Source organism: Crateriforma spongiae (assembly GCF_012290005.1).
Taxonomy (GTDB): domain Bacteria; phylum Planctomycetota; class Planctomycetia; order Pirellulales; family Pirellulaceae; genus Crateriforma; species Crateriforma spongiae.
The window spans coordinates 92,222-113,206 of sequence record NZ_JAAXMS010000011.1; the positions used below are offsets into that span (position 1 = coordinate 92,222).

At 57.2% G+C, this 20,985-nt stretch carries 16 protein-coding genes; 5 read left to right on the forward strand and 11 right to left on the reverse strand.

What is annotated here, in order from left to right:
• Positions 1-4 precede the first annotated feature (4 nt).
• Positions 5-1,087: a sigma-70 family RNA polymerase sigma factor gene (locus tag HFP54_RS23295; protein ID WP_235952250.1), complete on the reverse strand. Its 1,083-nt coding sequence runs from the start codon at positions 1,085-1,087 to the stop codon at positions 5-7.
• A 381-nt stretch (positions 1,088-1,468) separates the two neighbouring features.
• On the opposite strand from HFP54_RS23295, the gene HFP54_RS26280 reads away from it, so the two are divergent.
• Positions 1,469-2,362, forward strand: coding sequence for a helix-turn-helix domain-containing protein (locus tag HFP54_RS26280; protein ID WP_146413479.1), 894 nt, complete (start codon positions 1,469-1,471; stop codon positions 2,360-2,362).
• Positions 2,363-2,416: 54 nt separating this feature from the next.
• Complete coding sequence (locus tag HFP54_RS23305; protein ID WP_168566992.1) at positions 2,417-4,231, forward strand: Hsp70 family protein; 1,815 nt, start codon at positions 2,417-2,419, stop codon at positions 4,229-4,231.
• A gap of 33 nt (positions 4,232-4,264) precedes the next feature.
• On the opposite strand, the gene HFP54_RS23310 is transcribed toward HFP54_RS23305, so the two are convergent.
• Positions 4,265-4,612: an MGMT family protein gene (locus HFP54_RS23310; RefSeq protein WP_168566993.1), complete on the reverse strand. Its 348-nt coding sequence runs from the start codon at positions 4,610-4,612 to the stop codon at positions 4,265-4,267.
• Between the two features lie 44 nt (positions 4,613-4,656).
• Here HFP54_RS23310 and HFP54_RS23315 point away from each other — a divergent pair, with 44 nt between their 5' ends.
• Positions 4,657-7,539: a hsp70 family protein gene (locus tag HFP54_RS23315; protein WP_168566994.1), complete on the forward strand. Its 2,883-nt coding sequence runs from the start codon at positions 4,657-4,659 to the stop codon at positions 7,537-7,539.
• Between the two features lie 116 nt (positions 7,540-7,655).
• Entirely contained in the window at positions 7,656-8,732 is a 1,077-nt protein-coding gene (locus tag HFP54_RS23320; protein ID WP_168566995.1) for a hypothetical protein, read from the forward strand.
• 916 nt (positions 8,733-9,648) lie between these two features.
• On the opposite strand, the gene HFP54_RS23325 is transcribed toward HFP54_RS23320, so the two are convergent.
• The 4 genes from HFP54_RS23325 to HFP54_RS23340 all read right to left on the reverse strand — a co-directional run bounded on the left by HFP54_RS23325 (position 9,649) and on the right by HFP54_RS23340 (position 16,339).
• Entirely contained in the window at positions 9,649-11,430 is a 1,782-nt protein-coding gene (locus HFP54_RS23325; protein WP_235952252.1) for a TolC family protein, read from the reverse strand.
• A 297-nt stretch (positions 11,431-11,727) separates the two neighbouring features.
• Positions 11,728-13,065, reverse strand: coding sequence for an HlyD family secretion protein (locus tag HFP54_RS23330; protein ID WP_168566996.1), 1,338 nt, complete (start codon positions 13,063-13,065; stop codon positions 11,728-11,730).
• Positions 13,062-15,215: an ATP-binding cassette domain-containing protein gene (locus HFP54_RS23335; protein ID WP_235952255.1), complete on the reverse strand. Its 2,154-nt coding sequence runs from the start codon at positions 15,213-15,215 to the stop codon at positions 13,062-13,064. The genes HFP54_RS23330 and HFP54_RS23335 overlap by 4 nt, the downstream gene beginning before the upstream one ends.
• Positions 15,216-15,478: 263 nt before the next feature.
• The gene (locus tag HFP54_RS23340; protein WP_168566997.1) at positions 15,479-16,339 is read right to left on the reverse strand and encodes a ferredoxin reductase domain-containing protein; all 861 of its coding nucleotides are present in this window, start codon (positions 16,337-16,339) and stop codon (positions 15,479-15,481) included.
• Between the two features lie 47 nt (positions 16,340-16,386).
• Here HFP54_RS23340 and HFP54_RS23345 point away from each other — a divergent pair, with 47 nt between their 5' ends.
• Positions 16,387-16,620 (forward strand): hypothetical protein, encoded by a 234-nt coding sequence (locus HFP54_RS23345; RefSeq protein WP_168566998.1) that lies wholly within the window; start codon positions 16,387-16,389, stop codon positions 16,618-16,620.
• On the opposite strand, the gene HFP54_RS23350 is transcribed toward HFP54_RS23345, so the two are convergent.
• Genes HFP54_RS23350 through rsxC form a run of 5 tightly spaced genes read right to left on the reverse strand, consistent with a single transcriptional unit; the run spans position 16,613 to position 20,985 of the window.
• Complete coding sequence (locus HFP54_RS23350) at positions 16,613-17,194, reverse strand: electron transport complex protein RnfA (RefSeq protein WP_145298543.1); 582 nt, start codon at positions 17,192-17,194, stop codon at positions 16,613-16,615. The genes HFP54_RS23345 and HFP54_RS23350 overlap by 8 nt on opposite strands.
• A complete protein-coding gene (rsxE, locus tag HFP54_RS23355) occupies positions 17,191-17,835 on the reverse strand; it encodes an electron transport complex subunit RsxE (protein ID WP_146413473.1) in 645 nt (214 codons plus the stop codon). The genes HFP54_RS23350 and rsxE overlap by 4 nt, the downstream gene beginning before the upstream one ends.
• Positions 17,835-18,605, reverse strand: a complete 771-nt coding sequence (locus HFP54_RS23360) for an RnfABCDGE type electron transport complex subunit G (RefSeq protein ID WP_168566999.1) — start codon at positions 18,603-18,605, stop codon at positions 17,835-17,837. Before HFP54_RS23360 ends, rsxE begins: the two co-directional genes overlap by 1 nt.
• Positions 18,602-19,645, reverse strand: a complete 1,044-nt coding sequence (locus HFP54_RS23365; protein ID WP_168567000.1) for an RnfABCDGE type electron transport complex subunit D — start codon at positions 19,643-19,645, stop codon at positions 18,602-18,604. The genes HFP54_RS23360 and HFP54_RS23365 overlap by 4 nt, the downstream gene beginning before the upstream one ends.
• The gene (gene rsxC / locus HFP54_RS23370) at positions 19,642-20,985 is read right to left on the reverse strand and encodes an electron transport complex subunit RsxC (protein WP_168567001.1); all 1,344 of its coding nucleotides are present in this window, start codon (positions 20,983-20,985) and stop codon (positions 19,642-19,644) included. The genes HFP54_RS23365 and rsxC overlap by 4 nt, the downstream gene beginning before the upstream one ends.

A 20,985-nucleotide genomic window follows, 5' to 3' on the forward strand; every position in this document is an offset into this window, starting at 1 on the left:
GCGTTTACGCTTCCAAGTCAGCCAGTTTGACATCCCCCGCCATGGCACGCAATTTGTCCATGGCTCGGCGTTCCAATTGGCGAACACGTTCTTTGGAAACACCCAAGCGATCGGCCAACGATTGCAGCGTATGAACTTTACGGTGCGAACCCAGGCTGAATCGAGCACGGATGATCAACTTCTCGCGTCGATCCAAGTCGTTCAACATCACGGCCAGTCGGCTTCGTAATTCATGCCAGCGTTTTTCGCTGATCGCCGACGTTCGTTCGTCGTCACTGATATCGATGTCCATGTCCTGGATTCCCCCGGCCACCTTTTGGCGTTCTTGCTGATTCACAACAACCGTCCGATACGAATTACGACGGACGACCTGGGTGGCGTACGTGCTGAATCGGAAACCGCGATCGAAGTCGAATTTTTCAACGGCTCGAATCAGGGCAACGATGCCATCGCTAAGCAGTTCGTCGAATCCGTTGTTTGTGTTCACGAACTTTTTGACGATCGAAAACACCAAACGCAGGTTTGCTTCCACAATCCGATCACGGTGCCAATCGGCCAATCGGATCATCTCGTCGATCAGTTCCAGTCGTCGCCGTGACGGACGATCGGGGTTCAGCAAAGCACGGTGCATCGACGCGTGCTGTAGCAAGAAATTCATTCGCTGGAAAAGCATCCGTTCTTGCTCCGGCTTCAACAGCGGTGCCTCACACAACCGACTGAGGTGGACGGGCAAGTCGATTCCGCTTTTTCGAATCGCGGCGATGCCGAGACTGGTTTGTCGCGGTGCCAGATCCAGTGACTCGCGAAACACCTCTTGGCCACAACCCGGCTTGGTGAAGTTGTCGTTGGCGATGAAATCAATTTCGGCTTTCAGACGCCGTTTGGTGACGATTCGCAGCTCAGCGTCCGACATCGATTGATAGTCGACTAGGTCACCAGCGACCTCGGCGACCGCTTCGGCCAATTCGTCACTGTTCATCCACCCGGGGCGTCGTGCGGGAAAATCGCTGGCCCGTTTGGGCGTGGGCGATTGGACTTCGGTGGGGCTGACCGGGCGACGGGCGGACGTGGGCATTGTCTTGGGCATGTCGAACACTCGGTAAGAGATCTGGTGAGTCGCGAAAGGCGAGTGGAGGCGATCGTTACCTCAACCGGCCGACGTGGACGTTTTAAACAGCCAAAACGTTCATCGCAAGGGAAGTTCTATCTTTCGTCGGTTCGGAAAGCAAGCAGCATACCGTCGATTGGAGAAGAAATGCGGGAAATGACCTTTTTCTACGTGTTTACAGGCGTATGATTGTTTGCGACCGACGGCCGACCGATGGGAAGTGGGGCCGTCGAATTGGCTGTTTTGCGTCCAAGAACGCTGCCAGACTGGACGAATTGCCTACAGTCGCAGTGAACGATTCGACGCAAAACGTTCACGTCAGCTCGTTTTCTCCTTCATAAACGTTCAAATCGAGATCCCGTGGCCGCCCGACAACCGCAATATTCACCGAAGCAGATTGCCCAGGCGATGCAGGTCAGCGAATCCTCGGTCAAGCGATGGTGCGATCGAGGACTGATTCCGACGATCCGAACGGTGGGCGGTCACCGCAGGATCACGCTGGATGCGCTGCAACATTTCTTGGCTTCACAGAACCGTTCGCTCAGCCAACCGGAAGTGCTGGGCTTGCCCGTCTTGCCGCCCAATCGGCGGACGCAGATCGGCAATGCTTCCGATCCGTTGCAGCAGCAGTTTCGGGATTCGCTAGCGGCGGGCGACGAACGTCGTTGCCGCGATTTATTAGCTCGACGCATCGACGCCGGGATGACGCGCAGCGAAGCGGCGGAAAACTTGATCACCGACGCCATGCACGGATTCGGTCGTGCCTGGGAATGCAACGAATTGGACGTTTATCAGGAGCGTCGTGGGTGCGACATCGCGATGCGTCTGATCTACGATTTGCGATCGCAGATGCCCGATCCGCCCGCGGGGGCACCGGTTGCGATCGGCGGTTCACCGGAGGGTGATCCCTATCAATTGCCGACCGCCATGGTGGAATTGGCGCTCCGCGAGGTCGGATGGCGGGCGACCAGTCTGGGGGCCAGCGTTCCGATGGACAGTTTCGTCCAGGCGGCTCATGACTATTCGCCGCAATTGGTTTGGATGAGCGTTTCGGTCGTCGCCGACGCCGCCAATTTTGTCGCCGCTCAGGTGCGTCTGGCCGAAGCGATCGGCGAAAACGTACCGCTTTTGATCGGCGGGCGGGCGCTTTCGGATCAACTGCGTCCTCGTTTGCGTTACACCGCCCATTGCGACGGTCTGCGACACCTGGTGGAACTGGCGGCGATGATGCGATTGAATCTTGGGCGAAACTAACAGAAAACGGGGTCGATTTTTCGATCTCGATGTCTTTCGCCTGAAAACCAATCTATGACCGCTGCTTATTCCGTCGGCATCGACTTGGGGACCACCAATTGTGTGGTGGGAACCTTTTCCAACGAAACCGATGTATCGCCCGACGACGTCGCCGACGCGGTGATGCCGATCGACCAACTGGCGCAACCGGGCCAGATGGAATCGTTTCTGCATTTGCCATCGTTCTTGTATTTGCCGCGCGATGGTGAAATTGAATCGCTGCGAACCACGTTGCAAAGCGAACCGGGTGGCGGTGTGGCCGGCATTTATGCCCGCAATCAGGCCGCCGACAATCCCCATCGTGTCGTGGTGGCCGCCAAGAGTTGGTTGTGTCACCAGTCGGTCGGCCGGGGCAGTGCCGTTTTGCCTTGGCAATCACCGGCCGATGTGCCCAAGGTTTCGGCTGTCGCGGCCACCGGTCGGTATCTGAGCCACCTGATCGCAGCGTGGCAATCCAAGCACGAAGGTCACCGCTTGGCGGACCAGCAAGTGGTATTAACGGTGCCGGCATCGTTTGATCCGGCGGCTCGCGAATTGACCCGACAAGCGGCGATCGATGCCGGGCTGAACGAGAACTTTGTGCTCCTGGAAGAGCCTCAAGCGGCCGTGTACCGTTTTCTGGCCGAACGCGGGGATCATTGGCGACGGGAATTGTCAGCCGGCGACGTGATGTTGGTCGTCGACGTTGGCGGCGGCACGTGCGACTTTACCTTGGTGTCGATTGATGAAGACGACGGTGAACTGAATCTGAAGCGGATGGCCGTCGGCAACCACTTGCTGGTCGGTGGCGACAACATGGATTTGGCTCTCGCCCACTTGGCTTCGCAAAAATTGGCCACCGAAGGCCACCAATTGGATCCTTGGCAAAGCGTCGCGCTCTGGCACGCTTGTCGCGCCGCAAAGGAAAAACTGTTGTCCGGGGAAGGTCCGGACGAACAGACGGTGTCGGTGCTGGGACGCGGCAGTTCATTGATCGCTTCGACCATCAGCACGACGTTGCATCGTGATGAAGTTGTTGCCTGTGTCTTGGACGGGTTCTTTCCGACTTGTTCCGCCGACGAACGTCCTGTGCGGCAACCTCAATCGGGTTTCCAAGATATCGGTTTGCCTTTTGAACAAGATCCCGCGATTACAAAACACATCGCGACGTTCTTGGCACAGCACTCCGGTGCAACCGGTGGTGACGCATCGGATTCGGCTTTGGCACAACCCACCCACGTGTTGCTTAATGGTGGTGTTTTTCGCTCGTCGGCCATCCGTGACCGTGTCGTCCAGACCATCGCGTCGTGGTGCGACAACGCACCGACCGTGTTGGGCGGACCGGAGGACTTGGACACGTCCGTGGCCATCGGTGCGGCCTACTACGGCTGGTCCAAACAAAGCGGCGGCATACGTATTCGCGGGGGTACAGCGAGGTCCTATTACATTGGCATCGAAACGGCCGGCTTGGCGATCCCCGGGGTACCGCGTCCGCTGCGTGCATTGTGTGTGGCGCCTCAGGGAATGGAAGAAGGGACCGAGACAGAGGTCCCGGGCGAACCGGTCGGGCTTGTCGTCGGTGCGCCGGCACGGTTCCGATTCTTCGCCAGCAGCGTGCGTGCCGACGATGGCGTCGGGGTGCAACTGGACCGATGGTCCGAAGACGAATTGGTCGAAAGTGATCCGATTGAATTGACGTTGACCAGCCAGCAGGCCGGTGACGATCCCTTCATTCCGGTGCAGTTCCGCAGTCGAGTCACCGAATTGGGGATGTTCGAATTGTGGTGTCACAGCACCAAATCGGATGATGCTTGGAAGATGGAATTCAACGTCCGTGATGATGCGAATTGACAATTTCGACGATCCTGCCGGGCCGCTGGTGTTTTATGCCTCGGCGAATCGTCCCAATGGCGACCGGGTGACTTTCAGGCCGGAAATCTGAACACCCTCGTCCATCAAACGGGACGCTTGGAGAGTCGGGTTGACCGGCGGCAGATGTCCGGACGAATAGACGACTCGCCACCAAGGCAGGGCATCCAGACTTTGCCGCAGTAGTGTGCCGACAGCACGATGCCGACGCGGATACCCGGCGGCCAAAGCGATATCGCCATAGCTGACGACTTCGCCGGGACGAAGGCCCTCCACGGCCTTGGCAAACGCAGCCCACATGTCGGTGTCCACGTTGGTTGTGCAGCGTGATTGATCGCCGGTTGCGTCGGAACGATTTGACATCGAAAATCCTGCGTCCTGTTTCGACCGAACCCTCAGCCGCTGTGATGAACAAAGACGCCAACCGGGCAACGCATGCCGATGCCGACGACTCCGTCAACGAATCGCCACGGTATGCCGTCGGAATCGATTTGGGAACGACCAATTGTGCGTTGGCTTTCGTGGATAACGAACACGGTGATGCGTCCAGCTGGCAGGTGGACGACTTTACCGTGCCGCAGTGGGTCGACTTTGGCGTTCGTGAATCACGATTGACGTTGCCATCGTTCCACTACCAATGCACCGATGCGGAACGTTCCGGCGCGTCATTGCAGATGGCCTGGGATACCGAGTCGACGGACCGGTGTGTTGGGACTTTGGCACGAACCGCGGGGCAGCGACACCCGGGACGTCGAATTCAATCGGCAAAAAGTTGGCTGTCGCACGACGGTGTGGATCGATCAGCGGCGTTTTTGCCGTGGCACGGTGACCCGACAGCGGATCGATTGTCGCCTGTGGAGGCATCGGCAGCTTACCTGCGGCATCTGCGATCCGCTTGGGATCACGCACACCCTGAACACCCGCTGGGTGAACAGGATGTGGTCGTGACTTTGCCGGCGTCGTTCGACGAAGTCGCTAGAGAGTTGACGGTGCAGGCGGCCAAGCAAGCGGGTTTGCCACGCTTGCACTTATTGGAAGAACCCCAAGCCGCGTTTTATGGTTGGATCGATCGCGAAGGTGGCCAGTGGCACGAATCCGTTCGTCCCGGCGACTTGGTCCTGGTATGTGACGTGGGCGGTGGAACTACCGACCTGACCCTGATTCGCGTCAAGCCGGCATCGGCAGCGGTATCCGGATCGGCCGACAGCGATTCGACGCAAACGGTTCAGTTCCATCGTGTCGCCGTCGGCAACCATTTGATCTTGGGTGGCGACAATCTGGATCTGGCGATCGCCAAGTTTGCCGAGCAGAAACTGTTACAAGGCATGCCGGATGCCAGTCCCGATGGATTGTCACCCAGCCAATGGGATCGTCTGATCGGGGCATCCAGGACCGCCAAAGAAGTCATGTTGGGGGATGACCGTCCGGTCGAATACACGATTCATTTGCCGGGAGAAGGATCGGGGCTGTTGAGCGGCGGATTGCAGGTCACATTGACGGCCGAAGAAATTGATGGCGTCGTCTTAGATGGTTTCTTTCCCGTCGTCGACTTTGCGGACAAGCCTCAGACCGGGTCCAGCGGCTTTCAAGAATTCGGATTACCGTATGCAGCCGACGCGGCGATCACGCGACATCTGGCTGCATTCTTGAACGAACATCGTCATAGCGGCATCGACGAAGATGATGAAACCGCCCAGACCCATCCGACTTTGGTGCTGTTCAACGGCGGCGTCATGTCGTCCAGCCGGTTACAGAACCGAATCGTCGAATCAATTCAACGCTGGTTTCGTCACACACCGAAAGTTTTGACGCCGGCCCGTTTGGATTTGGCGGTTGCCCGCGGGGCAGCCTATTACGCAATGGTTCGACGCGGCAAAGGGGTTCGAATTGCGGCCAACCTGGGGCGTTCCTACTACCTTCAAGTCGAACAAGATCCGCCGGCAGGTTTGGTTTTGATTCCGGGCAGCGCTCAGCCAGGCCAAACCTTTACCGCAGATTCGCACCCGCTGATGATGCAGTTGGGGACTCCGGTGCAATTTCCTGTTTGGGTCAGCAGCACTCGGTTGGCGGATCAATCGGATCAGGTTGTACCAATCGACAATCAATCCATGTCTGCGTTGCCACCGGTGCGGACAGCGGTGAAGGGCCGCAACCGAAACGATGATCGATCGGTTGCGGTGCGTTTGGAAGCGGAGTTGAGCGAAATTGGCACGGTTGCAATCCACTGTGTGCAAACCGATTCACGTCAACGCTGGAAACTTGACTTTGACATTCGCAGCACTATCGAAACGGATCGCGAAGCCCATCAATCGTCTGGCGAAGCGGCCGGGATCGTGGATCAAGCGGTGGTACAGCAGGCTAAAGCGTGCATCGCATCGGTGTTCGATTCAGAGCGGGCGGGTGCGTTGAAGCCTGGAAAGTTGGTGAAGGAACTGCAGCGTGTGATCGGTGAGCACCGGTCGGCATGGCCACCCTCACTTCTTCGTGAGCTATGGCAAAGTCTGATGGATCTTGAAGCCGGCCGACGCACCGATGCCACTCGGGAAGCACGTTGGTTGAATCTGGCGGGTTACTGTCTTCGCCCTGGTTACGGAATGGCCGTGGACGATTGGCGGGTAGCCGAAACGTGGCGTCGCGTGCATGGGAAGATCGCGTTTCCGGCAGCCGCATCGCGTTTGGAGACATTGATCCTATGGCGTCGGATTGCCGGTGGATTAACGTCAACGCAACAGAATCAACTGTCAAACACGTGGCAGTCGATTCTGGTGGGCAAAACGAGTGTTCCCGCCAATGAAGCCATCGAAGCGTGGCGTTTGATTGCATCGTTGGAACAGATCGCGGTGGAACAGAAAATTCGATTTGGAAATGCCGCGGTCGCCGATTTGCAGCGTCCCAAACGCGCCGCACAGCATCCGACTTTGGTTTGGTCGATTGGACGGTTGGGCAGCCGGCGACCGGTCGCCGGCGTGATGTCGTCGATCGTGCCGCGACGGCAAGCGGAGATTTGGTGTGACGACTTGATTCGCTTTGGACGATCAAACTCGGAAACGCTGACACCCGAGACTGTCACCATGTTGCAACTTGCTCTTGTTCAACTGGCCCGGCGGACCGGCGACCGATTCGTGGACCTTTCACAAAGCGACCGCGATCAAGTCTCCTCTTTCCTCAGGCAACACAGCGCGTCCGAACACTACGTTCAGCTCGTTCAAAGCGGCGGCGACCTTGCCAGCGAAGAGCAGGACGCCGTATTCGGCGAATCACTCCCCCTCGGCATCCGCCTAAACGGATAGCGACAAGCAGCCATCACCGCCCCGTCCTCTTTAATAGGGGCCACCCATTTTATTTGCCTCTCGGGCCGCCGATGCGTACGATCGGTTGACTCGACTGACAAACAGGGAATGGATTGATGCCTCGAAAACCACGCTACGAAGTCGCGGATCCTGCCCAGGTACAAGTCTTTCACGCGGTACAACGCTGCGTCCGCCGGGCGTTTTTGTGCGGTGAAGATCCGCTGACTGGCCAATCTTTCGAACACCGGCGGCGGTGGATTCGGGATCGTTTGGAGTTCTTGGCCGGAATCTTCGGTATCGATTGCTTGACCTATTCGGTCATGAGCAACCATTTGCATTTGGTGCTTCGCAGTCGTCCGGACGTGGTCGCTGCATGGAGCGACCAGGAAGTGGCCGATCGATGGCTGCGACTGTTCCCCATTCGCCGGCGTCCGGATGGTTCAGCCGAACCGCCGACGGAGGCGGACATCGCGGCGCTGGTGAATCAATCGGAGGTCTTGGGCGAACGTCGAAGACGACTGTCCGATGTCAGTTGGTGGATGCGGTGCATTGCCGAGTTCATCGCCAGGCGTGCCAACCGCGAAGATGAATGCACGGGCAGGTTCTGGGAGGGGCGGTACCGGCTGCAAAGTCTGCTGGACGAAGCGAGCCTGCTCGCTTGTGCGGCCTATGTGGATTTGAATCCGGTGCGTGCAGCGATTGCCGAAACACCCGAAACGAGCCCTTACACCGGAGCGAAAGACCGCATCGATGACCTGCCCCGGCAACCGAGTCGATTGCGGCCAAGCATGCACGAGTGGGAGCGAAGTCGCCGCCGCCGACACAGCGGATGGATGAGCCCGGTGGAGATCAACGAGGCGAAAGATCCGGTCGGCCCCTGTATTGAGAATTCGGGACGGCGGGCAAGTTCGAAAGGTTTCTTAGGGATTTCACTGGTTCGATACTTGGAGTTGCTCGACTGGACCGGTCGGCAACTTCGGTCGGATAAACCGGGAGCGATTCCAAAACACTTGGCTCCGATTCTGTCGCGCATCGGCGTCGACTCTCGGGGTTGGTGTGATGTGGTTCGCCGCTTTGGCCGCGTCTTCAAGCGTGCGGCGGGGACGCCGGAAAGTCTCGCACGCGAAGCAGTGCGGTGCGGACAGCACTGGATGTGCGCCCCGGATAACCCACTGGGGCTCTGTTCCGACTAGCGACGAATTGCAAGCGTTCGCGACGAGATATTCAGCTAGATCAATGGGCGTCCTACCGAGGCGTTGCATTGAATGTTGCGCCTGATGGGTATTCTGCACCGCAATTTGAAAGACGATCACGGCGCCATGCGGCGATTCGCGGTTCTTTAACCAGCGGCACTGCATCGTCGCGGCAGGAAACAGGCAAAACGTCAACGCGCAAACGACAGATGTGGCCACGTCATTCTTCTGTCGTGATGCCGAGGGATGGCGGCAGATTCTTGGGTGTGCCCTATCGCCCTCCTGAAGATCAGCAAAATATGGGTGGCCCTTTTTACGCCACAGATGTGGCCTCGTCATTCTTCTGTCGTGACGAAGAGGGATGACGGCAGATTCTTGGGTGTGCCCCATCGCCCTCCTGAAGATCAGCAAAATATGGGTGGTCCCTAACATGCGAAGCAGTGCGGTGCGGACAGCACTGGGTGTGCGCCCCGGATAACCCACTGGGGCTCTGTTCCGACTAGCGACGAATTGCAAGCGTTCGCGACGAGATTTTCAGCTAGATCAATGGGCGTCCTACCGAGGCGTTGCATTGAATGTTGCGCCTGATGGGTATTCTGCACCGCAATTTGAAAGACGATCACGGCCCCATGCGGCGATTCGCGGTTCTTTAACCAGCGGCACTGCATCGTCGCGGCAGGAAACAGGCAAAACGTCAACGCGCAAACGACAGATGTGGCCTCGTCATTCTTCTGTCGTGACGCAGAGGGATGACGGCAGATTCTTGGGTGTGCCCTATCGCCCTCCTGAAGATCAGCAAAATATGGGTGGCTCTTTTTGCGTTTTACGCTTTCTACGACAGAATATGGGTGGCCCCTTATAAAAAAGGGGCTTTTTCAAGTGAGCGGCGGGGAGTGGAGTGCGGACGCGTCGTCGTTCATTCGATGGGTGCGGTGTGCTTTTCCCAATCGCTTTCAAATTCTTCGGGGTCGATAAGGTCGTCTGGTTGCTGTTCGTGCAGCAGAGTGCGACCGGCCTTGGGTAGATCCGATGGGGGCAGGGCAGCGACGTTCATGGCTTGATCAAGTGGGTCCAAGCCCAAAGCGACTTGATAGTCGGCCAACGCGTCGAACCAATCACGCTGAGCTTCGATCAACTTGATCTCCGTCTCGTTGGCTTTGGTTTCCAATAGGTTCAAATAGATCAAGTCGACTTTGCCACGTTCGAACGCAAAGCTATATCGATCGAGCGATTCGATGGCGGCTTCCAGAGAGACTTCCGCTTGATCGACGACGCGACTGGACAATTCAAGTGCATTTCGCGCGATCTGAATCTCGGTTGCGATCTGGTCGCGTTGAAGACGCAGTTTCTCCGTCAACTGTCGGATCTTTGCGGTTGTTGATTGAATCTTCCCGAGTGCTTTGCGACGCTGCAGCGGTACCTCGCCCTCGACGCCGATGACCAACTGAAAATCGCCTTTGTCTCGCGACGACGTCGCCGCTTCCCCCATGTCCTGTGAGATTTCACCGATCAGATCCAGACGCGGCAATCGATCGTTGCACGCCAGCCTGCGGTCCAATTCGACTTGGCGAATTTGGTATTGATACAGTTGTGGTTCGGGTCGACGTGCCAAAGCGGCGGAAAGCTGATCGTTGAAGTTCTCCTGTGGAGGCGCCGTCACCGCCGGGAATTGACGGGGGACCCATTGCGCCGGTGGTATCAATGGGTTGCCCACGTCGTTTCGCAAGTAAAGTGCTAGTTTGAACGCGGACGCCTGGAATTTACGTTGCGATTCCAAAACCTTGCCGCGACGTTCGGCGATCAACTGTTCGTTCAGGATCAAATCAATCTCCGCGAACTTTCCGGCATCAACCAATATCTTGAACTGTTCGCCACGAGTTTCCGCAAGGGTCAACAGTTCTTGTTGAGCCTGCAAAATGGCTCCCGCGGTGACCCATTCCCAATAGCTGTTGGCGGCATCGCGCGACGCATCAAGCAGAGCCTGCAGAATCTTGGGTTCTGCGGCGAAGGTGTCAATCGATGCCTGGAACACCGCGACCCGCTGAGGATCAATCGCAAAGCCTCGCAGCAGCGGTTGCCCCAAACCAAGCTTGAACTCACCCCCCTTGTTGGTCTCTCGTTCCTTGTACCAAGGCTGGAACGAACCGCGTCCGATTCGATATCCGGCCGACAAATAGGTCCCCCACCAGGATTGCCGAACCACGCCGATCCCGTGCCGGTAATTCTCGTAAAACCCCATGGCTTCGTTCAGCGAATAACCCTGCAGTTTGGTGTCGTACGCGCCATAAGCTGCCACTAATTCGCCCCGAGCAACGGCGGGCTCTTGCCTGGCTTCGATCACCTTGGGGTAGTGTCGATAAAGGCTCGCGACAACATCGGCAATCGTCAGTGTGGTGGCCTGCGTGACCTGTGGATCAAAGATCTCAATCGGCGTGAATTCCGGTGTTTCGTTCTCCACACCCGCGGAGTCATTTTCACCCGCCGCTCCATCGCGACCATTGGCCTCGGCTTCGTCCGCCTCATCGCCGGAACCGCTATCGGTGGGGCCTTCATCTCCGGAAGCGATCAGCATCATCATTCGCGCAAAAGACGCGTCTGAATCGGGAAGCAATGATTCTTGCCCCAGGGCTAACGCCGTCGGCGTCAGCGCAAGAACCAGCGCTATGGCGATGCGATTGATCGATCGTGAGGACAACATCACGCGGGCATCCTTGCCAGTGAGCTTCTAGCGGCATAAACGGAGTGACAGGCACAACCCCGTTTCATCATTCGACACAACTATTCCGCAGGGTTTGACTGGTCGTACCGGGGTAACAGAAAAAACGCAGTCGCATACGGGTCAGTGAAGCTTGGTTGACTTTTCGGGCAGCTTGTCGGAGCGACCCGAAATCAAAGCTCTGATGCTCAACCACGTCATCGACCACTGCGTTCTAACGTTGCCTCACTCCGCAAATCCAACGCCGGCAACTGACGGTTTCATGCTGCGTTTCACGAGTTACTTCGGCAACGGAACCTTGGACAGCTTTTCTTTGGGTTCTTCCGAGGCAACGACCGGCGGAAAACCGTTGAGTTGTCGCCAGATCTCATAACCCAGTTTCACACGCCGAAGTAGGATCCAGCCGTTGGCACGAACACCCTGGCGCAGGTAGCGGCGATCCGGCCAGTCGGTATCGTGGGCAAAATTTTTCTCGGGGGTGACCACCACGCGAAAGTTGCCCAAGCCGTCATCGGTCGGAAAGACGCGATTGACCTTTCCACCAAAAGTCCCCACGGCGACCGATGGCCACCCGACAAATTGAACCGCCGGCCATCCTTCGAATTGCAATCGTACGTGATCGCCTTCGCTTACCAGCGGCATATCGTTGCCGCTGACCTTCATCTCCACAGCCAACTCCGCCGCGTCAGGGACGATGACAAACAGCTGGTCGCCTTCTTTGACGGTGTCGCTTCCCGCCAAGCCGTACCACTGTTGGATATAACCGCTGCGCGGGGCCTGGACTTCCAATCGATTGAATTCGTCACGCTTGTTTTCCAGTTCGCTGAGTTCTTTCAGCGCGCTTTGAAGCATCGTTTGTTCTTTCAGAACCTTCTGCTCTGCCTCGCGCAACTTGATATCCAGCTCGCCCTTCTTGGCTTCCAACGATCGCTGTTTGCCGATGTAGTTGGCTTCGGCTTCCTCCGCATACTGCTGTGACTTGGCCAACTTTTGTTTTGCAGCCTCGTAGGCCTGGCGTGAAGAGTTCAATTCGACGTCGGGAACCAAGCCACGCGTGGCCACGGCCCTATCGACTTCGAACTTTCGTTGTTTGTCACGCAATTCTGCTTCGACCGCACCGACTTCTGAAATCGCTTGTTCCCATTTAGCTTTGGTCGCATTTAGTTCTTCCTGCAGCGATTCCATTGTTCGCAAGTTGGCGTCTTCCTGACGTTCCTTGTTCATTTCTGCATTGCTTTTCGCCAGGGTATACGCTTCAACTTTTGCGCGAGACGTGGCGATCTGCGTTTCAAGTTGGCTGATGTTGTTGGCTGCGAAAGGTGTCATGCGCAGGACGACTTCGCCCTGTTCGACAAAGCTGCCTTCGCGCAAACCGGGCTTCACATAACTGACCACGCCCTTCGCAGGACTCATCACCGGTTGCGGACGGTTTTGAGGGTCCAGTGCAACCACGTTTCCCACGCCTTGCGCGGTTTGACGCCATGGCAATAACATCATCGCAGTGATGCTGATCACCAAAGCGACGAACGTCAGCTTTCCCGCCAGACGCACCATGCGACCGGTACGCACCAGTTGCAAAGCGGGAAAATCCGACCAAAGCAATTGTGCAGATCTCATTGACCCGTCTCCTGGGATGTTCGACGCAAGAACACTCGCTCGTCACACCACTGTGCGATTTCCGCGTGGCTGGTTGATACGACCAGCGTCCATGGGCGATCAGGGGATGCGATCGCCGACCAAACTTGTTTTCGATCTTCACCGGCCAAGCAGTCCAGCACCGCATCGACCAACAGAACGCGAGGACGTCCCGCCATCGCCCGTGCCAACATTAGTTTGGCGCGTTGGCTGGGCAGCAGCGGCTCGCCGCCGGTAAGAAGCGGAGTCGCTAAGCCGTTGGGCAGACGCATCACATCGGTCCAAAGGCCCAGGTCCTGCAAGACTTCACGCACCCGGTTCCGGCTGACGGAGGATCGTCCCAAATCAATGTTCTGTCGAATCGATCCGTGAAAGATTTCCGCGCCGCCCGCGTAACCGACGACCTGACCGCCGCCCTCGCGGGCGGCCAATGCCGCGTCGATGTCGTTGATTTCGACTTGTCCGCCGCCGGCGGGTCGTGAAAGTCCGGCCAACGAACGCATCAACAACGACCGTCCGTCCACATCGTCGCCGCAAATGGCGACAGAGCGGCCGGCTTGCACCGTCACCGGTTCGACTTTGGTGGCTGGCGATTCGGCAAACTTGACACCGCCCCAACGGATCGACGCCGGTCCGCCGGCCAAGTCACCCAGTTCGCGGTGCGAATCGATCGGGATGTCTAACAGGTGCCCAACTTTATCAACGCCCGCCATGACGTCGTAATACTTTTCAAACGTCTTGCCCGCTTTTGCGAACGCACCGACGACCACGGTGACCACCAATTCGCTGGCCACCAACTGACCCAGCGTCAACTGTTGATTGATCACCAGCCAACCGCCCAGGCACAGCAACGCCGTCAAGGCAATCGTTTGCACGGAAACCGCGAAGATGACCTGTCGCAAGATCACGCGAAACTGCAGGTGGCGGGAATCCAAATAATCCACCGCCAACCGGTTCGTGCGATCCACCGCCAGGTATTGCCCGCCGTTGATTTTGAACGCGGTCGGTAACGCCAGGACGTCCTGCAGCCAGTGGAAGATCTCGTACTTGGCAATCGATTCGTTGATCGCGGTTCGAATACCACCGCGCCCCAAGATCCATGTGATCAAAACCATGCTGAGCAACAGAACGATGTCAAAGCCCAGCAAAAACGGGTGATAGAACGCCAACAAGAACATGCCCAAAATCGCTGTCAACACGATCGTGATGCCGTCCAACAGCAAAGCCGCCGTGGACTTTTGAATGGTCACGATGTCAAACAGTCGATTGGCCAATTCGCGCGGATAAACGTCGTGCAGCGATGCCTGGTTGGCCTGTCCGAAACGGTGCGAAAGATCCCCGACCAGGCGGACCATTTGCCGTCGCTGGATGATTTCAACCACCACCGTTTGCAAGACTTGCAAGACGCCCGACAGCCCCAAGCAGGCCAACAGCATGATGCCAAGGACGACCAACGGCTGGAGATAGGTTCCCCAGCTGACCACGTTGACCAACGATTCGATCGCAAGCGGTGTCGCCAGTGAAAGCACTCCGGCGACGAACGCGAACAGGGCGACCATGACGATGTCTCGGCCGTCCATCCGAAGCAGCCGAAAATAGCGTCGGATCGGCGAATGGTGGTGGTGATGATCGTCATCGTGGCCAGAATCGGAATCGCCATGATCACCGGAAGAGATCGGCGCACATTGCAATTCTTCTTTGGCGATGAACACCGTCGCCTTGGGGTCCCCACGCAACTGTCGCCGCAGATCTCGCCGGAACCAACGAACGGACGTCACCATTTCGCCGATCTGGCTGACTTCGATTCCGTGGGCAAGCGACCTCTGTAAGACAAAATATCGACCGTCCGACATCGCCAAGATGACGGGGAAGCGTTCGGCGACCAGGTCAAACAACGCCTGGGAATCCCGAGTCGAGGTCGGTTTCAGCGTGATGCCGACCTGTCGTCCCGCGTCCACCAGATGCGTGATTTCGTCGGCGGATTTGGACAACGCCGCGAAATCGAAATCGCTGCGTTCCATCGAGATTCCCAAGGCCAGCCCGGCTTGGACCAGCACCCGGTACACACGATCTTCACGACCGGAATCCATCATCGGATCTGCGGCCGTCTTGGTCGAGTCCGTCGCCGTCATGAACGCTCTGCGGATTTCGGGTTTGAACTGATGTGAAAACAATTACGCGAAATAGGTTTCGTCTATTTTGCGTGTTTGGTTCAAGGGTCGTGCCCATGTTTTCCGCAAATTGTTCTGAAAAGACGGTACCTCCGATAGGGTAGGAATACTGTCAAATCGATCGCCGGACGGTGCCGCGTGGGGGCCGCCTGCCATCAAGTGTCGACCTGATCGGGACAAGGCAACGATTGCCCCATGGGAATTGGCGATCGCGAAGCGACGAATCAGTACAGCAGTTCGACCCAGCGATCGTCGGATTCCAATTGCGATTTCCGATCCTGCCAAGCCTCCGCAGATCCGTACACTTCGCCCATGACAGTGTCCAGATCATTTCGAATCGGTGTCAGCCCGGCCAGGTACACGTAGGTATCGTCCTGTTCCATCAGCCGCCGAATTTCTTCCCCGAGAGGCAGGATTGCGGACCCCCAGTCGATCGAGTCGCTCAGTGCGGGCCGCGAGCTCAGGACGTTGATGGCTTCGAAGGTTTCACTGTCGTAGTACAACGCAAAATCGTCCTTCTTGTCGTTGCGGTAAAGCAGATCCAAGCCCGTGCGTCCCCCATGGAACAAGATGACACGGCCCACGTATTCCGGTCGACTGGCGTGCAAGTATTTCACGAACGCGCGGAACGGGGCGATTCCGGTTCCCATCCCGATCAGCACTAGTGTGGCGTTGTTTTCACGCGGCGCATCAAACGCGTGACCGTAGGGCCCGGTGATCGTGAATGTTTGGTTGGGCGTCAAATCGCACAAGAAGTTCGATGCCACACCCTTGTATCGTTCGCCACTGAAATCATCAATGTAGTCACATCGCCGAACACACATGGTGAATTCGGTGGTCCCGTCACCGTTGATGCGGGGCACATCGGCGATACTGTACAGCCGCAGGTGGTGTTCCTGGCCCAGTGCCGGATTGCCGGGTGCCAGGACGCCAAAGTTCTGGCCGACTTCCACGTCGAAATCCGGATCATCGACCTCGACACCGATCTCGCGGACTTCTTGACCGGACTCCGGTGCAGTGATGCGTTCGTTTCGGACCACGCGGGCCGCATACCTTGTACTGATGTCGAAATCTTTCAACTGCATCGCTGCATTCCCTTTGTTGATGAACGTACAGAATTGGATGAGGTGGGGTGATTTTTGCAGCGACCGCCGCCGCAACCTTTGCAACCGGTTCGACCCTGCAGCGCATCGTGCTGGGCCGGTTTGTTCTCGCAAAGGCACCACAGTTTTTGAATGGACAACCACAGCCCCAAAATGGCTGCCATGCACAGCAGGGCTTTCAACAACGACAGCATCATCGTGAACGCTCCGCTGTGGAAGTCATTGGTGTCGGTCGCCAGATGTCTTTGGTTTTCATCAGTTGAACAATCCGGCAAAGCCCATGAAGCAAATGGAAAGCAGGCCCGCCAACATCAGCGTGACTGCGGTTCCGCGGACGATATCCGGAGGATTGGACAGTTCCATCTTTTGCCGCAATCCCGCCATCAGAATCAAAGCCAAGGTGAAGCCAACGCCCGCACCGAATGCGAACACGATGGACTGTAGCAAGCCATAGTTTCGATTCGTTTGAAACAATGCCACGGCAAGGATCGCACAGTTGGTTGTGATCAACGGCAAGAAAATGCCCAACGCGTTGAACAACGCGGGACTGGTCTTTTTGATGAACATTTCCACCAACTGAACCGTCGACGCAATCACGGCGATGAACGAGATCAGTTGCAGAAATTCCACCCCGATGGCGGCCAAGATGGCGTGGATGCAATAGGCGGCCACCGAACTGACGCACATCACGAACGTCACCGCGACGCCCATGCGTGACGCCGTGGTCAGCTTTCCGGAAACGCCCAGAAACGGACAGATCCCAAGGAAATAGGCCAGCACAAAATTGTTCACCAGACAGGCATTGATGAAAATCGTTCCCAGAGGTTCTTCGTTCATGATGCCACGTCCTTTGCTTTGTCAGCCGATCGCTGATTGAACCACTGGATCAGAAGCAGCCATCCGGCGAGCGTGAAGAACCCACCGGGCGGCAACATCATGACCACCCATTCTTGATACGAACCACCCAGCAATCGGACGCCGAACAGCGATCCGGCACCCAGAATTTCGCGGACACCGCCCAAACAAAGCAGCGCCAAGGTGAATCCAATTCCCATGCCCAACGCATCCAGAACTGATCGAAAGGTCCCATTCTTAGATGCGAACGCTTCGGCGCGACCCAGGATCAGGCAATTCACCACAATCAGTGAAATGAAAGCCCCAAGGGTTTTGTGCAAATCCAAACTGATCGCTTGGATGACGTAGTCGACGATCGTCACAAAGGTCGCGATGACCAAAATGAAGGTCACGATCCGAATCTGTTTCGGCACGATACCGCGGATCAGTGAAACGACGATGTTGGACATCAACAGAACAAACGAGGTTGCCAACCCCATCGCCAACGCATTCATCGCCGTGTTGGTCACTGCCAAAACGGGGCACATGCCTAGCACCTGGACGAACACCGGGTTTCGTTTCCAAACCCCGTCCCAAAAGTCCGCCGGGGTTACCGACGATTCGGCTTGCAGGCCCACAGCCATCACTGTTCCCCCTCAGGTTCGGATTCCGACTCCGGCGCAGATTCCGGTTGGCCGTCGGGCACCGATCCGGATTCGAAATCGTTTTGACGTGACTTCAACACGGGCACCCACTGGGCGGTACTTTCACGCAGCATTTCCGCCACCGTGCTGGAACTGATCGTGGCACCGGTGATACCGTCGATCTGCCAAGGCTGTGTCTTTTCGCCCGATGGCACAAATTCGATCTTGTTTCGCAACTGTTTCGAATCCTGATCGACCGACACGTCCAACGCTTCGAAGTTTGCCAGGAACGCTTCGTCTTTCTCGATCCGATCACCCAGTCCAGGCGTCTCGCGACTTTCCAGCACCCGCGTGCCGATCACCGCATCGCGATCCGGCGAATAGCCATAAAGCATGCGGATGACGTCTTGGTAACCCATCCGGCTGGCTTCGATCGCCAAGCCGACCAAGTTGCCATCGTCGTCGTAGCCCGCGTAAATAGGTTGGCCTGCGACATTCGGATCGGCGGGCACGTCAAACGATTCGTTGTCGGCGCCCAGTTCGAACGTTTGGCTGGAAGTCGCACCGGGCAACACGTCCAGAATCGCGGCTTCGCGTTGGGCGATTCGGTTTTGTTGAATGATGGGCAACGTGAATTCGAACACACCCACGATCGCCAGCGTGCACAACGCGCCCATTCCCAGCAGGACCGAATAGATCTGGACGGTTCCGGGTTGTCGCGTTCCTGGTTGGCCGGCTTGGCCTTGCTGTCCACTCTTGTCTTGGTTCATTTCGCACCGCCCTTTGCCAATTCCTTTTTGCGGCCTTTCGCGGTTCCATACACCGTCGGCTGAATGAGCGAATCGATGTGTGGTGATAACGCATTGCCAATCAGAATCGCGTACATCACGCCTTCGGGCATACCGCCCCAGACGCGAATCAGCACGACCAGCAACCCGATAATCGCGCCGTAAACCAAGCCGCCCAGATGCGTCATTGGCGATGCCACCATGTCCGTGGCCATGAAGACGGCACCCAGCATCAGCCCGCCGGAAAACACCATGAACCAGGGTCCGGCATACTTGTCAGGATTCCATAAGTTCAAAACGAAACTCTGAATGGCGACCGTTCCAATCACACCGACCGGAATCCGCCAAGACATCATGTTTCGTGCGGCCAAGTAGACGCCGCCAATCAGAATCAGCAACGCACAGGTTTCGCCGGTGGATCCGGCGGTGGCACCCAAGAACAGATCGCCCGTTGATGCAGCAACTTGATTAAACTTCCAATCCGAAAGTGGGGTCGGCGCCGTCATGCCGTCGTACTGCGGGACCGTCATCGGAAGCGTCAACGTCGAGGTCGGCAGCGATGCGAAAGGCCGGTCTTCATAGACGGGCCAAGTGGTCATCGCGGCGGGAAACGCGGCTTGCAAAATGGCTCGACCCACCAAAGCCGGGTTGAACGGGTTACCGCCAAGGCCGCCGAACAAAAACTTGCCCAGTCCGATTGCGATCGCACCACCGGCGACGACCATCCAAAGCGGCAAACTGGGCGGTAGTGTCAATCCATAAAGCAGACCCGTGATCACAGCCGACCAATCGCCGATCGTTGTCGCGCGTCCGCTGACACGGCACAACAGATGTTCGGTCAACACGCACGACAATACGGCGGTCACCATGACCAATAATGCGGATAGCCCGAACGCATAGACCGCGTACAACGATACCGGCATCAACGCCATGACCACGTTGAACATGATTGTATCGACGCCGGCCACCGCAGCGATGTGCGGCGAACTACGAATCGTCAGTGTTTTTGCCAGGGAATTCATACGGCCGCCTTTGCCTTTCGAATTGCCGACTTTGCCACACGAAACTTTTGCACCAATGGGATGTGCGATGGACAGACGAATGTGCAACATCCACATTCAAAGCAGTCCATCAGGTGATAATCCGACGCCATTTCGTCATACCGCTGGACATTGGCCAGTAAACCCATCTGTGACGGGTTTAAGAATAAGGGGCAAGCGTCCACACAATGGCCACAACGAATGCACGGGTATTCGTGTCGTGAAATCATCGTGTCGGTCTGGTCGTCGACCATCGCGATGACTCCGGTGGAACCCTTGGTAATGGGAATATCCAGGCTGGACGCGGCGTGGCCCATCATGGGACCGCCCATCACCACGGTCGATACGTTCGGTTCGGTGCCAACTTTGTCCAAGATGTAACGCAGTGGCGTACCGATCGGGATGCGATAGTTGCCCTTTCGCTGAACGCCGGGGCCGCCGACGGTGATGACGCGGTCCTGCAAGCCTTGGCCGCTGGGCAACAACGCACCGATCTGCGCCGTCGTGCCGACATTGATACAGACCGCCCCGACATCGATCGGAAGACCGCCGGAGGGGACCTTGCGACCCAAAATGGCCGTGATCAGCATCTTTTCGGCGCCCTGGGGGTACTTTACAGGCAGGACTTCGACGCTGATCGGCTGACCGGGCAGGATTGCCTTCCGCATCACTTCAGCGGCATCACGTTTGTTGTCTTCCACCGCGATGATGGCTCGCGGCGCACCGGTCGCTTTCATGACGTAGGGAATGCCACGCATGATGTCGTCGGCGTGTTCCAGCATCACGCGGTGGTCGGTGGTCAAGTACGGTTCGCATTCCGCACCATTGACGATCACCAAATCCGCTTGTTTGTCGTCGGGGACTTTCAGTTTGACGTGCGTGGGAAACGCCGCGCCGCCCAGACCGACGATGCCGGCCTGTTGAATTGCGGCGATGATTTCGTCCTTTGATGCCGTTTCAGCATCGCACGGATTCCCGCCCGGCATCTCTTGGGTCGATGCCGGGAAAGGTTCCAGAAAGAACGCAGGCATCATCTTGCCGTTGATGGCCGGTGAACGCGCGATCTTGCGAATCACGCCGGTTGCCGGCGCGTGGATCGCCACCGACATGAACCCATCCGGTTGGGCGATGCACTGTCCGCGAGTGACTTCGGCGCCTTCGCCAACGATCGGAACCGCCGGTTTGCCAAGGTGTTGGCTGAGCGGAACGATCAGCAGCGACGCGAAATCAAACTGACGAATCGCCAGATCCTTTGTATCCGCCTTGAATTCCGGCGGATGGATACCGTGGGCGAACGTCTTGGTTCCCAGTAAGTGCCTCAT

What these genes read in the sequence shown, in the direction of transcription:
- HFP54_RS23295 (WP_235952250.1), bottom strand. Translation starts at nt 1,087, where the DNA reads ATGCCCAAGACAATGCCCACGTCCGCCCGTCGCCCGGTCAGCCCCACC.
- HFP54_RS23305 (WP_168566992.1), top strand. Translation starts at nt 2,417, where the DNA reads ATGACCGCTGCTTATTCCGTCGGCATCGACTTGGGGACCACCAATTGT.
- HFP54_RS23310 (WP_168566993.1), bottom strand. Translation starts at nt 4,612, where the DNA reads ATGTCAAATCGTTCCGACGCAACCGGCGATCAATCACGCTGCACAACC.
- HFP54_RS23315 (WP_168566994.1), top strand. Translation starts at nt 4,657, where the DNA reads ATGAACAAAGACGCCAACCGGGCAACGCATGCCGATGCCGACGACTCC.
- HFP54_RS23320 (WP_168566995.1), top strand. Translation starts at nt 7,656, where the DNA reads ATGCCTCGAAAACCACGCTACGAAGTCGCGGATCCTGCCCAGGTACAA.
- HFP54_RS23325 (WP_235952252.1), bottom strand. Translation starts at nt 11,430, where the DNA reads ATGTTGTCCTCACGATCGATCAATCGCATCGCCATAGCGCTGGTTCTT.
- HFP54_RS23330 (WP_168566996.1), bottom strand. Translation starts at nt 13,065, where the DNA reads ATGAGATCTGCACAATTGCTTTGGTCGGATTTTCCCGCTTTGCAACTG.
- HFP54_RS23335 (WP_235952255.1), bottom strand. Translation starts at nt 15,215, where the DNA reads ATGACGGCGACGGACTCGACCAAGACGGCCGCAGATCCGATGATGGAT.
- HFP54_RS23340 (WP_168566997.1), bottom strand. Translation starts at nt 16,339, where the DNA reads ATGCAGTTGAAAGATTTCGACATCAGTACAAGGTATGCGGCCCGCGTG.
- HFP54_RS23350 (WP_145298543.1), bottom strand. Translation starts at nt 17,194, where the DNA reads ATGAACGAAGAACCTCTGGGAACGATTTTCATCAATGCCTGTCTGGTG.
- rsxE (WP_146413473.1), bottom strand. Translation starts at nt 17,835, where the DNA reads ATGGCTGTGGGCCTGCAAGCCGAATCGTCGGTAACCCCGGCGGACTTT.
- HFP54_RS23360 (WP_168566999.1), bottom strand. Translation starts at nt 18,605, where the DNA reads ATGAACCAAGACAAGAGTGGACAGCAAGGCCAAGCCGGCCAACCAGGA.
- HFP54_RS23365 (WP_168567000.1), bottom strand. Translation starts at nt 19,645, where the DNA reads ATGAATTCCCTGGCAAAAACACTGACGATTCGTAGTTCGCCGCACATC.
- rsxC (WP_168567001.1), bottom strand. Translation starts at nt 20,985, where the DNA reads ATGAGGCACTTACTGGGAACCAAGACGTTCGCCCACGGTATCCATCCG.